Genomic DNA, 14173 nt, shown 5'->3' on the forward strand with positions numbered 1-14173 from the left:
CAGCCGTAGATCTGCTGGATCACGACGCCGACGCTAGGAGGACCCGGCGCCTCGGGGCCACCGGTTTCCGGTGATCGGAGTACCGGGACGGACACCGGGTGTCGATCAACCCAGCACGCCGGTCGGGGCGCGTCGCCGACACCCCTCGGTCGGGCAGGGCGACCCTGCCGGGTCAGGGCAGACGCTGCCCGGTCTCGGCGTCGAAGACGTGCAGCGCGTCGGGGTTCGGGCGCACCGCGATGGGGTCGCCGAAGCGCACCTGCACGCGTCCCGGCCCGCGCACGACGATCGAGGTCGAGGTGTCCTCGGCGAGGTGGGCGTAGAGGTAGGACTCGCTGCCGAGCTCCTCGACGACGTCCACGACGGCCTTGACCACCGAGCCCGCGTCCGACCCGGTGCTCTCGAGCACCCAGTCCTCGGGCCGGATGCCGACGGTCAGCCGGTCGCGCGAGCCGGCCGCGTCGGAGACCTCGCGCGGCAGCGGGATCTCGATCCCGCCGAGCGTGACCCCGGACGACGAGCGGGGCAGGTCGAGCAGGTTCATCGCGGGCGAGCCGATGAAGCCGGCGACGAAGGAGTTGATCGGGCGGTCGTAGAGCTCCGGCGGTGTCGCGTACTGCTGCAGCTTGCCGTCGGCGAGCACGGCGACCTTGTCGCCCATCGTCATGGCCTCGACCTGGTCGTGGGTGACGTAGACCGTCGACACCGCGAGCCGGTTCTGCATCTCGGCGATCTGCGCGCGGGTCTGCACGCGCATCTTCGCGTCGAGGTTCGACAGCGGCTCGTCCATGAGGAAGACCTGGGGCTCCCGCACGATCGCGCGCCCCATCGCGACCCGTTGCCGCTGGCCGCCGGAGAGGGCCTTGGGCTTGCGGTCGAGGAAGTCGGTGAGCCCGAGCATCTCGGCGGCCTGGCGGACCCGCTGCGCGCGCTCCTCCTTCCCCATCCCGCGCATCTTCAGCGGGAACGCCATGTTCTCCGCGACCGTCTTCGACGGGTAGAGCGCGTAGTTCTGGAACACCATCGCGATGTCGCGGTCCTTGCTCGGCACGTCGACGACGTCGCGGCCGTCGATGCGCACCGAGCCCGCGTCGATCGGCTCGAGCCCCGCGAGCATGCGCAGCGCCGTCGACTTCCCCGAGCCGGACGGGCCGACCAGCACGACGAGGTCGCCGTCGGCGACGGTCAGGTCCAGGCTGTCGACCGCCGGCTTCGCGCCCGGCGTGTAGATGCGTGAGGCCTGGTCGAACACCACTTCAGCCATCGCTGTAGCTCCCTACTTGACCGCGCCGAACGACAGGCCCTGCACCAGCTTGTTCTGCGCCACCCAGCCCGCGAGGATCACGGGCAGCGCGGCCAGGGTCGCCGCGGCGGAGAGCTGGGCCCAGTACAGGCCCTCCGAGGTGATGAATCCGACCAGGAAGACCGGCATGGTGCCGGCGTTGGCCGCGGTCAGGTTGACCGCGAAGAAGAACTCGTTCCACGCGAAGATCACGCAGATCAGCGCCGTGGCGAAGATGCCCGGCGAGATGATCGGCAGGACGATCTCGCGCAGCGTGCGCCACAGCGGGGCGCCGTCGATGCTCGCCTGCTCGAGCAGCTCGCCCGGCACCTCCAGGAAGAACGACCTCATCATCCACACCGCGATCGGCAGGTTCATCCCGGTGTAGAGGACGACCAGGGTCCAGATGTTGTCGAGCATGCCGATCTGGTTGACCACGACGTAGATCGGCACGATCACCGCGACCACCGGCAGCATCTTCGTGGAGATGAAGAAGAACAGGACGTCCTGGGTCTTCTTCACCGGGCGCAGCGAGACCGCGAACGCGGCCGGGATCCCCAGGAGCAGCACGAGCAGGGTGGAGAACACCGTGGCGATCAGCGAGTTCGCCAGGTAGGGGCCGACGCCGGCGGAGAAGACACCCTCGTACTGCTCCAGCGTCGGCTCGAAAATGATCTTCGGCGTCGTGGTGTAGGCGTCGGTCTCCTGCTTGAAGGAGGTCAGCACCATCCAGAAGACCGGGAAGAAGAACGCGATGCCGACGACCCAGGCGATGACGCCCAGCCAGACGTTGGCGGCGCTGCGCTTCTGACGGCGGGGCTCGGGCGGCGCCGCGGGCCCCTGCGTGTCGGGTGGAGTGCTCGTCGTGACCGCCATCAGGCCGCCTCCTCCTCGCCACTGAACGACTTGAAGATCAGGCGCAGCGCGAAGTTCGCGGCGATGAGGGTCAGGATCACCACGACCACGCCCATCGCCGCCGACTGGCCGATGTCGAAGCCCAGGAAGGCGCGCTGGTAGATGTAGAAGGGCAGGTTCGCGCTGGCCACACCCGGACCGCCCTGGGTCATCATGTAGACCTGGTCGAAGATGTTGACCAGGTAGATCGTGCCGAGCACGACGCCGAGCTCGATGAACCGGCGCAGGTGCGGCAGCGTCAGCTCCCGGAACGTCGACCACGCGCTCGCGCCGTCGACCCGCGCCGCCTCCAGCTGGTCGGTCGGCATGCTCTGCAGCCCCGCGAGCAGCAGCAGCATCATGAACGGCGTCCACTGCCAGATCAACGCGGCCATCACCGAGGCGAGCGGGTAGTTGCTGATCCACTCGGTGCCCGACGCCCCGAACGGCGTCAGCACGAAGTTGATCAGACCGAGCGTCGGGTCGAGCAGCACCGTCTTCCACAGCAGCGCCGCCGCGACCGGCGTGATGAGGAACGGCGTGATGAGCAGCGTGCGCACCACGCCCCGGCCGACGAACTGGCGGTTGAGCAGCAGCGCCAGGAGCAGGCCCAGGACCACGGCGATGAGCACCGAGCCCAGCGTCATGATCACCGTGTTCAGCGCGACGGTGCGGAACTGGCTGTCGGCGAAGACGTCGGCGTAGTTCGAGAACCAGACGAACTCCTGCGACCCCGGCCGCACCAGGTTCCACGACTGCAGCGAGTACCAGAGCGTCAGGATGAACGGGATCTGCGTGACGATGATCGTGAAGATCAGCGCGGGGAGCAGCGGCGCCCGGCGGCGCCAGCCCTCGGCCCGATCGATCATCGGCGCGCCGCCGGTGGTCTCCGGTGCGGCGGGACGTTCCATGGTGGCTGTCATCGCTGGTAGCTCTCCCCCACCGTCTCCGCGTAGTTCTGCGACTGCTCCAGGGCCTCGTCGACGGTGATCTGGCCCGCGATTGCGGCGCTGACCTGTTGACTGACGCGGGTGCCGAGGTCCTGGAACTCAGGGATGCGGAGGAACTGCACGCCCTGGTACGGCACCGGCTGCACGGTCGGCTGCTGGGGGTTCGCCCGCTGCAGGCCGTCGAGGATCAGCGGCGCGTAGGCGTTCGCCACCTGCTGGTACTGCGGAATTTGGTAGGTCGACTGACGGGAGCCGGGCGGGATCGAGGTCCACCCGATCTCGGGGTCGTTGCCGGCCCGCTGGATGTACTCCTTGCTCGTCATCCAGGACATGAACCGCCAGGCCGCGTCCTTGCGCGGTGAGGTCTGCGGGATGCCCAGGGACCAGGTGTACAGCCAGCCGGACGACGGGGTGGCGACGACGGGCGCCGGCGCGTAGCCGATGCGGCCCGCCACCGTCGACTCCGCGGGGTCCTCGACCGTGCCCGCGGCCGACGTCGCGTCGTACCACATGGCGACCTGGCCCTGCCCGAACTGCGTCGCACACTCCGAGAAGCCGGACTGCGAGGCGCCGGGCTGGCCGTGCTGGCGGACGAGGTCGACGTAGAACTGCACCGCGCCCCGCACCTCGGGCGAGGTCAGCTGCGCGCGCCACTGCGGGTCGTACCAACGGCCGCCGAAGGTGTTGATGACGGTGTCGAGCGGGGCCATCACCTCGCCCCAGCCGGGCTTGCCGCGCAGGCAGATGCCGCGCTGGCGGCCCTCGCCCTGGTCGAGCCGGGCGGCGAACTCGGCGATCTGCGGCCACGTCGGCTGCGCGGGCATCTGGATGCCGGCCTGCTCGAAGAGGTCGCGGCGGTACATGAGGAACGACGACTCGCCGTAGAACGGCACCGAGTACATCCGGCCCTCGTACGACAGCGAGTCGCGCACGGTGGGGATGAAGTCGGCCCGGTCGTAGCCCGGCGTCGCCGCCATGTAGGGCTCCAGATCGGTGAGCCAGCCGTTCTGCGCCCACTGCGGCGTCTCGTAGTTCGAGATCATGACGATGTCGAACTCGCCGCCGCCGGTCGCGACCGAGGCCGTGATCTTGGCGCGGGCCTCGTTCTCCGACAGCGAGACGAAGCGCAGCCGGATGCCCGGGTTCTCCGCCTCGAACTCCGGGGCGAGCGAGATCGCGTCCTCCATCTGCGGGTTGGACACGATGGCGACCGTGACGGTCTCGACGCCCTCCGCGCCGCCGAGTGCGCCGGCGCCCGAGCACCCGGCCAGCAGCCCCAGGGTCGCGAGGACCGCCCCGACCACCACCGGGAGCCGGCTCCGTCGCCGTGCCGCCGCGCCCTGCATCGCGCCTCCCGCCCCGAACGACCACCATGGTGGAGCCGCACCGCGGCGACCGTGATGTGGGCCACGTGCGGTGGGGTGACCGTAAAGCTGCGCTCCGTGAGAGGCAAGCGCTTAACCACTTCAGTTCCGGGTGGAGCGCGCACGGTGTGCGCGGGGTACAACTAGCGCGCACGCGGTGGGTCGTGGCTCGACGCCGCCGGAGGACGGGAGCCGGTCATGGTGACGATGGCCGATGTGGCGCGGATGGCCGGCGTCTCCACGGCCACGGTCTCGCACGTCCTCAACGGCACCCGTCCGGTGCGGGCGCGGACCCGCGAACAGGTGCTCTCGGCGGTGGCGGCCACCCACTACACGCCGAACACCGTCGCCCGGTCCCTGGCCACCGCGCGCACGACGACGATGGGCCTGGTCCTCTCGGCGATCTCGAACCCCTACTTCGGCGAGCTGCTCCACGGCGCCGAGTGCGCGGCCGCCGACGCCGGCTACACACTGCTGCTCGTCGATCCCCACGAGGACCCGGAGTACGAGCTCACCGTCGTCTCCCGCCTGCACCACCACCGGGTCGACGGCGTCGTGCTCGCCCCGTCGGCCCGCCCCGACGAGGCGCTCGCCTACCTCGCGCGCCACCGGGTGCCGACGGTGCTGCTCGACCGGCTCATCGACCCCGCGCACGACCAGGTGGGCAGCGAGAACCGGGAGGCCACCGCCGCGCTCACCGGCCACCTCGCCGACCACGGGCACACCCGCATCGGCCTGGTCGCGGGCCTGCAGGGGCTCGCGACGACGGTCGAGCGCCGCGACGGGCACCGCGACGCGCTGGTCGCCCGTGGGCTGCCCGTCGACCCGGCGCTGGAGGTCAGCGGCTCGTCGTCCACCGAGGGGGCGCGGGTGGCGACCGCGGCGCTGCTCGCGCTCGACGACCCGCCGACCGCGATCGTCGTCGGCAACAACAGCATGACCATCGGCGCCATGCAGGCGCTGCGGGCGGCCGGGCTCGTGGTGCCCCGCGACGTCGCCGTCGCCGCGTTCGACGACTTCGCCTGGGCCGACCTGTTCTCTCCGCGCCTGACCGTCGTCGCGCAGCCGTTCGACGAGATCGCGCGGACCGCCGTGCACCTGCTGCTCGCCCGGATCGCCGACCCCGACACCCCGCCGCACACGCGGCGGATCGCGCCCGAGCTGCGGATCCGGGAGTCGTGCGGCTGCCCGCCCTGAGGCGCGGAACGGCAGGGCAGCGCGACGGAGGAGCGCTGTCGGGCCGTCTCCTCGTCGCCGGGACGACCCCGACCTCTCAGACCAGGGCGGCCAGGTTGTCGAGCGAGCGGGTCAGGTGCTCCTCACCGAAGGGCGGGAAGCTGATGTGCTCGCGCAGGAAGGCCGGGACCGCCGACCAGTCGTAGGTCAGCGTCACTCGCGTGCCGCCACCCGCCGGCTCGAGGTCGTAGCGCCAGATCCAGCCGCCGTAGCCGATCTCGCCGTCGGGTCCGTACTGGCCGGGCTGCCAGGCGAGCGCGCGCGGCGGGTCGAACACCTCGACGCGGTTGTGCATCCGGTAGTCGCCGTCGGGGTGGTTGCTGTGGAACATGCCCACGCCGAACACCTGACCCGCGCCGCTGATCGCGCCGTCGTCCAGGGGCTCGCGGACCCAGCCCGTGCCGTCGATCGCCGCGTGACGGCCGGGGTCGGCGAGGACCCGGAAGACCGCCTCCGGCGACGCGTCGACGTGCCGCGCCACGCTCATGACCTCGGTGGCCGTCCCGGTGCTCATCGTCGGTCCTCCCCGTCTCCGTGTTCGGTACGGGAACCGTATCGGTGAGTTGCTCGAAAGGACAAGAGGGGTCGACGGCGGTTCGGCGGGCGTCGCCGTCGACGATCGTGGCCATACTGCGGGCATGGCGCGCTCAGCGACGTACGTCGCCGGGGTCGACTCCTCGACCCAGGCGACCAAGGTCCTCGTCGTCGACCCGTCGGACGGGAGCGTGGTCCGCGAGGCCCGCCGCGCCCATCCCGACGGCACGGAGGTCGATCCGCGGGCCTGGTGGGACGCGCTGGCCGGGGCGCTCGGGGAGGTCGGCACCGACGACGTCGCGGCGATCGCCGTCGCCGGTCAGCAGCACGGGATGGTGCTGCTCGACGAGGCCGGAGAGCCGGTCCGCGACGCGCTGCTGTGGAACGACACCCGCTCGGCGCCCGACGCGCGGGCGCTGATCGAGGAGCTCGGCGGGGCCGAGGCGTGGGCGGAGGCGGTCGGCACGGTGCCGGTCGCGAGCATCACCGCGACGAAGCTGCGCTGGACCTCGCGCGCCGAGCCGGAGAACGCCGACCGGGCGCGCTCGGTGATGCTGCCGCACGACTGGCTGACCTGGCGGCTGTGCGGGATGCCGGACGAGCCGGTGACCGACCGCGGCGACGCCTCGGGCACCGGCTACTGGTCGACGGTCACCGGCGAGTACCGCCCCGACCTGCTCGAGCTGGCGTTCGGGCGCACGCTCGGCGTGCCGCGGGTGGCCGGGCCGGACGAGGTCGTCGGGCACACCGAGGGCGGGATCGCCGTGGCCCCGGGCACGGGCGACAACGCGGGCGCGGCGCTGGCGATCGGGCCGGGAGCGGGCGAGGTGATCGTGTCGATCGGCACCTCGGGGACGGTGTTCACCGGGTACGACCGGCCGACCACCGACGCCTCGGGGCTGGTCGCCGGGTTCGCCGATGCGCGTGGGGGCTACCTGCCGCTGATCGCCACCCTCAACGCGGCACGGGTGCTGGGCGTGGGCGCGGGGCTGCTCGGCGTGGACCCCGCGGGGTTCGACGAGCTCGCCCGCGCGGCGTCGCCGGGCGCCAGCGGGCTGGTGCTGCTGCCCTACCTCGACGGCGAGCGCACGCCCGACCGCCCGCAGGCGCAGGGCCGCTACGTCGGGCTGACCACGGCCAATGGCACGCGGGAGAACCTGGCGCGCGCGACGGTGGAGGGCATGCTCTGCGGGCTCGCCGACGGCGTGGACGCCCTGACCGCGCAGGGCGTACCGGCGCGCCGGGCGCTGCTGATCGGGGGCGGGTCGCGGTCGGCCGCCGTCGCGGAGCTCGCGCCGGACGTGCTGGGCCTGCCGGTCGAGGTGCTCGCGCCGCAGGAGTACGTGGCGCTCGGCGCCGCCCGCCAGGCCTCCTGGGCGCTGCAGGGCGAGGAGCCGAGCTGGCGCGTGCCGCGCGAGACCAGCCGCGACGTCACCGACGCGACCATCTCCGAGCAGGTCCGCGCGCGCTACGCCGACGTCCGGGACGGCCGCGCGCCCTAGCTCGCGAGGTCGTTCCAGCCTGGCGTCCACGCTGGCGTTCAACGTCAGGAAATCCGCCATGTCGATGCGCCGGAAGCCGGGAATTGAGCGCGCCCGACTCATGTTGAGTGAGTTGTAGGCCCGCAAGGCCGGGCCGCCTTCGGTACTCGAGGAGAACACCATGAGCACGCTGATCCCCTGGGGCCCGCGCTTCGTCGACCCGTTCGCGCTGACCGACGCCCTGTTCCGCCGCCCGGCCGCCCGCGGCGACCGCGGCACCGCCTGGTACGCCCCGACCACCGACGTGGTGCGCGAGGGTGACGACGCCGTCGTCCGCCTCGAGCTCCCGGGCGTGGACGTGGCCAAGGACGTCACCGTCGAGGTCGAGGGCGGCCGCCTGACCGTCCGCGGCGAGCGCCGTGACGAGCAGTCCGGCGAGGGCTTCCGCCAGAGCCGCTACGGCTCGTTCCGCCGGACCTTCACGCTGCCCGAGCACGTCGACGGCGACGCGGTGTCCGCGTCGTACGACGCCGGCGTGCTGACGGTCCGCGTCGCCGGCGCCCACGCGTCGGTCGAGGCCGGCGCCCGGCGCATCGCCATCGACGGCGTCTCCGCGCCGGAGTCGACCGAGTCGGCCGACTCGGCCGAGTCGGCCGAATCGGCCGAGGGCGGGGCCGGCGAGGGCAAGGCCGCCTGACGAGCCCGGACGCAGCGAACGCGCTGTTCGCTGCTTCTACGCGCACGAAGGCCCCGTTGACTACCACGTGATCGACGACCGACGCCCGCGGGACCTGCACGGTCCCGCGGGCGTCGTCGTGTCGGGGGGGCGGTCCGGGACTCAGTCGAGGAAGTGGTCCACCAGCATCGGCGCGGAGCGGACCCGCACCCCGGTGGCGTGGTACGCCGCGTTGGCCACCACCGCCGCGGCCCCGACGATCCCGATCTCCCCGATGCCCTTGGAGCCCATCGGGTTCACGTACGGGTCCTCCTCGTCGATCCACTCGGCGTCCATGTCGCCGACGTCGGCGCACGACGCGATGTGGTAGTTCGCGAGGTCGTGGTTGACCACGTGCCCCGAGCGCGGGTCCATCACGCTGTCCTCGTGCAGGGCCATCGACAGGCCCATCGTCATGCCGCCGATGAACTGCGAGCGGGCCGTGACCGGGTTGAGGATCCGCCCGGCGGCGAACACCCCCAGCATCCGCGGCACCCGGACCTCGCCGGTGTCGGCGTGCACCAGGACCTCGGCGAACTGCGCTCCGAACGCCGACATCGCGTAGTGCTCGGACCAGTCGTTCTCCGGCGTCGCGCCCTCGATCTCGTCGCCGTCCGACGGGTCGGTCCCGTACTTCGCGCGGAACCGCTGCGCCGCGTCGACCACCGCGGAGCCCCAGGACGCCGTCCCCGACGACCCGCCGGCCACGGTCGCGGGCGGGACCGCGGTGTCCCCGACGGTCACCTCGACGGTGTCCACGTCGACACCGAGCGCGTCGGCCGCGATCTGACCGAGCACCGTGCGGGCGCCGGTGCCGATGTCCGCGGCGGCGATCTCGACGTCCCAGTGCTCGGCACCGTCGGCGGCCGGGCGGTGGTAGCGGATCGTGGCGCCCGAGCCCGGTGAGCGGTTGGTCGGGTAGGCCGACGCCGCCACCCCGGTGCCCGACCACCAGCCGTCGACCAGGCGCGCCCGCGGCGTCGGGTCGCGCCGCGACCAGCCGAAACGGTCGGCGCCGCGGCGCAGGCACTCCACGAGGTGGCGGCTGGAGAACGGCTTGCCCGTCTCCGGGTCGGCGTCGGGCTCGTTGCGGATCCGCAGCTCCACCGGGTCGACGTCGCACGCGACGGCCAGCTCGTCCATCGCCACCTCGGCGGCGAAGCTGCCCGGGCACTCCCCCGGCGCGCGCATCCACGACGGCACCGGCACGTCGAGCATGTCGAGGCGGTGGGTGGTGCGCCGGTGCGGCGCGGCGTAGACCGAGCGGCTGTAGGTCGCGGTCTGCTCGGCGAACTCCTTGGTCCGCGACGTCTGCTCGACGACGTCGTGCACCAGCGCGCTGAGCCGCCCCTCGCGCGTCGCCCCGAGCCGCACGTGCTGGATCGTCGGCGTGCGGTAGCCGACCAGCGAGAACATCTGCTGGCGGGTCAGCGGGTACTTCACCGGCCGTCCCGGGACCCGCCGCGCGGCCAGGCACGCCAGGACCACGTTGGCGTGCAGGTTGCCCTTCGACCCGAAGCCGCCGCCCACGTGCGGGCTGATGACGTCGACGTCGGCCTCGTCCATCCCGAACACCGTCGCGACGTTGCTGCGGGTGGTGCTGACGCCCTGGGTCGAGTCGAAGATCGTGAACCGGCCCCCGTCGGGCTCCCACACCACGATCGACGAATGGGGTTCCAGCGGGTTGTTGTGCGTGGTCGCGGTCGTGTAGGTCGCGTCGACGACGACCTCGGCCTCGCCGAGCGCCGCGTCGGCGTCGCCGATCACCGAGTCGGTCGCGAACGCCGGGTTCACGGCGTCGGGCGCGTAGAGCTCGCCCGCGTCCGGGTCGAGCACGGCCCGGAAGTCGTCCTGCTCGTAGGTCACCTCGACCCGGTCGGCGCCCTCCCGCGCCGCCTCCGGGGTGTCGGCGAGCACCGCGCCCACGTACTGGCCGCGGAACCCGATCTCGTCGTCCTGCAGCACCGTGAACTCGCGGTCCGAGGTGTCGGCCAGCGCGTCGGCGTCGCGGGTGGTGAGCACCGCGACGACCCCGTCGACGGCCTCGGCGGCCGACGTGTCGATCGCGGTGACCCGCCCGCGCGGGATCGTCGCCAGCACCGGGTGCAGGTGCACCGGTCGGTCCAGGGGGTGCTCGGCGGCGTAGCGCGCGGTGCCGGTGACCTTGGCCGGGCCCTCGACGCGGCGCCGGGGCGTGCCCATCGCGCGAGGTGTCAGCATCTCCGGGGTGCTCATGCGGCTCCCTCCACCAGCGTGCGCAGCGTCGACGTGAGCGTGCCGCGCAGCAGCGGCACCTTGAACGCGTTGCCGCCGACGTCGGTGTCGAGGGGGGCGGCGTCGGCGAGCTCGGCGTCGGCGGCGGCGCGGTAGGTGTCGTCGGTGGCGGGCGCGCCCCGCAGCACGTCCTCGGCACGGGTCGCGCGCCACGGCCCGTGCGCGACGCCGCCGAACGCGACGCGCGCGTCGGTGACGGTGCCGTCCTCCACCGCGACCGCGGCCGCGACGCTGACCAGCGCGAACGCGTACGACGCGCGGTCGCGGACCTTGCGGTACGTCGAGCGCGCGGCGATCGGCGACGGCGGCAGGTCGACCGCGGTGATCAGCTCGCCACGGCGCAGGACGGTGTCACGCGACGGGTCGTCCCCGGGCAGCCGGTAGAACTCGGTGATCGGGACCGCGCGGTCGCCGTCGGGGCCGGTGAGCCGGACGACGGCGTCGAACGCCAGCATCGGCACCGCCATGTCCGAGGGGTGGGCGGCGACGCAGTGCTGCAGGCCCGCGGAGTCCTGCGCGGCGCCGAGGATCGCGTGGTAGCGCGTCCAGCCGTCACGGGCGGCGCAGCCCTGGCCGGGGACGCGCTTGTTGCACGGCGTGGTGACGTCCTGGAAGTAGGCGCAGCGGGTGCGCTGGAGCAGGTTGCCGCCGGTGGTGGCCATGTTGCGCAGCTGCCCGGACGCGCCGGCGAGCAGGGCCGCGGCGAGGGCCGGGTAGGCGCGGCGCACCCGCGGGTCGCCGGCCAGGTCGCTGTTGCGCACGCCGGCGCCGACCCGCAGCCCACCGTCGGGGAGGTCCTCGACGGCGGTGGAGGTCAGACCGGTGACGTCGACGAGCGTGCCCGGGGTGGCGACGCCGAGCTTGAGGTGGTCGACGAGGTTGGTGCCGCCGGCGAGGAACACGGCGTCGGGATCGGCGGCGACCGTGGCCACCGCGTCCCCGGCGGTGTCCGGGCGGAGGTGGGTGAAGGGCCTCACCGGGCACCCCCGTCGGTGCCGGCGACCGACGCCACGGCGTCGACGATGTTCGCGTACGCGCCGCAGCGGCACAGGTTGCCGCTCATGCGCTCGGCGATCTCGCTGCGGTCGAGCGTGACGCGCTCCGCGTCGAGGTCGGGGGTGACCGCGCTCGGCCAGCCCTCACCGGCCTCCGCGAGGACGGCCGCCGCCGAGCAGACCTGGCCCGGCGTGCAGTAGCCGCACTGGTAGGCGTCGGCGTCGAGGAACGCCCTGGCCACGGGATGCAGCTCGCCGTCGGTGGCGAGCCCGTCGGCCGTGGTCACGTCGGCGCCGTCGTGGGCCACCGCCAGCGCCAGGCAGGGCAGGGCACGGCGCCCGTCGAGGAGCACGGTGCACGACCCGCACTGCCCGTGGTCACACCCCTTCTTCGGGCTCGTGACGTCCAGGTGCTCGCGCAGCGCGTCGAGCACGGTCGTCCGCGTGTCGACGGTGAGCGTGCGCTCCCGTCCGTCGACGGTCAGGGTGATGGTGGCGTCCACCGTTCAGGGTGACCGGTGGCCCTGGTCCGCACTCCTCGTCCACGGAGCGGACCACGTCGCCGCCGGGGCAGGCTCGCGACGAAGGCGGCGGTGTCCCCGCGCATCGAGGTCCCCGTCCGCCGGGGGTGCGCGGCGATCCACGCGTCGAGGTGCGGAGTGGCGGCCGCACCCGCGGCGCGCTCGGGCGCACTGGTGCCCGCGGAGACCGCGGACAGCCAGCGAGCCCGCTCGTTCGGTCTAGCGATCAGCTACCGAGCGTGAGGAATCGCCTCAGCGACGACGGCCTCGACCCGCGCCCGAGCGCGCGGAGTGGGCCGCCGCCGAGTGGCTCGGGGCGCTCTGCCCACCGCTGCCGGCCGCGCGCGGCCGCCCGCCGCCCGCGCCGCCCGTGCCGCCGCCCCGCGAGCCGCCCCGGCCGCCGGCGCTCGCGCCGGTGCTCGCGGCCGCTCCGCCGTCGGTGCGCGACCCGCCCCCGCGCCGACGGCCACCGCCGCCGCCGCGCGAGCCCCCGGACCGCGCGCCGCCGGAGCGCTCGCCACCCGAGCCGTCCCCGGGGCGACCGCCACCCCGCGGACCCCCGGACCGCGAACCTCCGGACCGCGAACTCCCGGACCGGGAACCCCCGGACCGCCCCGAGCCCGCGACGGGCTGGGGCGGGGGCTTGCGGGCCGCGGACTCCGGCCCGTCCTCGGGCGCCACGTGCGGCGCCGGCTCGCCGACCAGCGCGGCGATCTCGCGGGCGCCGGGCGTGACCTCCGCGGTGCGCGGCTTGATGCCGGCCTTGCGGGTCATCGACGCCACCTCGGACCGCTCCGACGGCGCCACCAGCGTCACGACGTCACCCGCCGAGCCGGCGCGCGCGGTGCGCCCGGAGCGGTGGGTGTAGGCCTTGTGCTCCGCGGGCGGGTCGACGTGCACGACGAGCGCGACGTCGTCGACATGGATGCCGCGGGCGGCGATGTCGGTGGCGACGAGCACGCGCACGTCGCCGGCCGCGAAGCCCGCGAGGTTCCGGTCGCGGGCGGGCTGCGACAGGTTGCCGTGCAGCTCGGTCGCCGGGATCCCGGCCGCGGTGAGCTGGCGGGAGAGCTTGCGGGCGGCGTGCTTGGTGCGGGTGAACAGCATGCTGCGCCCCTGCCCGCCGGCGAGCTCGCTGACCACCGCGGCCCGGTCGGCGGGCGCGACCGTGAACACGTGGTGGGTCATGTCCGGCACCGGCTCCTGGGCGGCGTCGACGCTGTGGGTCACCGGCTGGTGCAGGAATTCCCGCACGAGCCGGTCGACCTCGCCGTCGAGCGTCGCCGAGAACAGCAGCCGCTGCCCGTCGCCCGGGGTGCGCCGGAGCAGCCGCCGCACGGCCGGCAGGAAGCCGAGGTCGCTCATGTGGTCGGCCTCGTCGAGCACCGTGACCTCGACCCGGTCGAGGTCCACGAGCCCCTGCCCGAGGAGGTCCTCGAGGCGGCCGGGGCAGGCGATGAGCAGGTCGACGCCGCTGCGCAGCGCGTCGGCCTGGCGGCCCTGGCCGACGCCGCCGTAGACGACGGTCTGGCGCAGGCCGAGGGCCTCGGCGAGCGGGGCGAGGGCGTCGCGGACCTGGCTCGCGAGCTCGCGCGTCGGCAGCAGCACGAGGCCCCGGGGCCGCTTCGAGATCGTGCGCCCGCTCGCGAGGCGGGCGAGCAGCGGCAGCCCGAAGGCCAGGGTCTTGCCGCTGCCGGTGCGCCCGCGGCCGAGCACGTCGCGCCCGGACAGCGCGTCCGGGATCGCGGCCTGCTGGATCGGGGTGGGATCGGTGATCCCGCGTGCCGCGAGCACGTCGACCACGTCGACGGGGATGCCGAGGTCGGCGAAGGGCGTGCGGGACCGGGGGACGGACGTCGTCGGGATGTCGGGAACCTCTCCACGGGGAGCGTTGGGCCGCGAGCTCGGCCCGTCCACGGTGGAGGGG

At 73.7% G+C, this 14173-nt stretch carries 12 protein-coding genes; 3 read left to right on the forward strand and 9 right to left on the reverse strand.

Annotation, left to right across the window (positions count from 1 at the left end; all coding sequences use genetic code 11):
• Positions 1–172: 172 nt before the first annotated feature.
• Genes PGB27_RS24920 through PGB27_RS24935 form a run of 4 tightly spaced genes read right to left on the reverse strand, consistent with a single transcriptional unit; the run spans position 173 to position 4472 of the window.
• A complete protein-coding gene (locus PGB27_RS24920) occupies positions 173–1264 on the reverse strand; it encodes an ABC transporter ATP-binding protein (RefSeq protein WP_274203135.1) in 1092 nt (363 codons plus the stop codon).
• A gap of 12 nt (positions 1265–1276) precedes the next feature.
• Complete coding sequence (locus PGB27_RS24925; RefSeq protein ID WP_274203136.1) at positions 1277–2158, reverse strand: carbohydrate ABC transporter permease; 882 nt, start codon at positions 2156–2158, stop codon at positions 1277–1279.
• Entirely contained in the window at positions 2158–3099 is a 942-nt protein-coding gene (locus PGB27_RS24930) for a carbohydrate ABC transporter permease (RefSeq protein WP_408630118.1), read from the reverse strand. The genes PGB27_RS24925 and PGB27_RS24930 overlap by 1 nt, the downstream gene beginning before the upstream one ends.
• The gene (locus tag PGB27_RS24935; RefSeq protein WP_274203137.1) at positions 3096–4472 is read right to left on the reverse strand and encodes an ABC transporter substrate-binding protein; all 1377 of its coding nucleotides are present in this window, start codon (positions 4470–4472) and stop codon (positions 3096–3098) included. The genes PGB27_RS24930 and PGB27_RS24935 overlap by 4 nt, the downstream gene beginning before the upstream one ends.
• Positions 4473–4688: 216 nt before the next feature.
• Between PGB27_RS24935 and PGB27_RS24940 the strand changes: the two genes are divergently transcribed.
• Positions 4689–5687, forward strand: a complete 999-nt coding sequence (locus tag PGB27_RS24940) for a LacI family DNA-binding transcriptional regulator (RefSeq protein ID WP_274203138.1) — start codon at positions 4689–4691, stop codon at positions 5685–5687.
• 76 nt (positions 5688–5763) lie between these two features.
• On the opposite strand, the gene PGB27_RS24945 is transcribed toward PGB27_RS24940, so the two are convergent.
• Entirely contained in the window at positions 5764–6240 is a 477-nt protein-coding gene (locus PGB27_RS24945) for an SRPBCC family protein (RefSeq protein ID WP_274203139.1), read from the reverse strand.
• Between the two features lie 124 nt (positions 6241–6364).
• Between PGB27_RS24945 and xylB the strand changes: the two genes are divergently transcribed.
• Together xylB and PGB27_RS24955 are read left to right on the forward strand one after the other, a co-directional pair.
• Entirely contained in the window at positions 6365–7762 is a 1398-nt protein-coding gene (gene xylB, locus PGB27_RS24950; protein WP_274203140.1) for a xylulokinase, read from the forward strand.
• Between the two features lie 160 nt (positions 7763–7922).
• The gene (locus tag PGB27_RS24955; protein ID WP_274203141.1) at positions 7923–8438 is read left to right on the forward strand and encodes an Hsp20/alpha crystallin family protein; all 516 of its coding nucleotides are present in this window, start codon (positions 7923–7925) and stop codon (positions 8436–8438) included.
• A gap of 141 nt (positions 8439–8579) precedes the next feature.
• On the opposite strand, the gene PGB27_RS24960 is transcribed toward PGB27_RS24955, so the two are convergent.
• The 4 genes from PGB27_RS24960 to PGB27_RS24975 all read right to left on the reverse strand — a co-directional run bounded on the left by PGB27_RS24960 (position 8580) and on the right by PGB27_RS24975 (position 14049).
• A complete protein-coding gene (locus PGB27_RS24960; protein ID WP_274203142.1) occupies positions 8580–10691 on the reverse strand; it encodes a xanthine dehydrogenase family protein molybdopterin-binding subunit in 2112 nt (703 codons plus the stop codon).
• The gene (locus tag PGB27_RS24965; RefSeq protein WP_274203143.1) at positions 10688–11707 is read right to left on the reverse strand and encodes an FAD binding domain-containing protein; all 1020 of its coding nucleotides are present in this window, start codon (positions 11705–11707) and stop codon (positions 10688–10690) included. The genes PGB27_RS24960 and PGB27_RS24965 overlap by 4 nt, the downstream gene beginning before the upstream one ends.
• Entirely contained in the window at positions 11704–12228 is a 525-nt protein-coding gene (locus PGB27_RS24970) for a 2Fe-2S iron-sulfur cluster-binding protein (RefSeq protein WP_274203144.1), read from the reverse strand. The genes PGB27_RS24965 and PGB27_RS24970 overlap by 4 nt, the downstream gene beginning before the upstream one ends.
• Positions 12229–12498: 270 nt before the next feature.
• The gene (locus tag PGB27_RS24975; RefSeq protein WP_274203145.1) at positions 12499–14049 is read right to left on the reverse strand and encodes a DEAD/DEAH box helicase; all 1551 of its coding nucleotides are present in this window, start codon (positions 14047–14049) and stop codon (positions 12499–12501) included.
• Positions 14050–14173 lie beyond the last annotated feature (124 nt).

Source organism: Actinomycetospora lemnae, assembly GCF_028737315.1.
GTDB classification, from domain to species: domain Bacteria; phylum Actinomycetota; class Actinomycetes; order Mycobacteriales; family Pseudonocardiaceae; genus Actinomycetospora; species Actinomycetospora lemnae.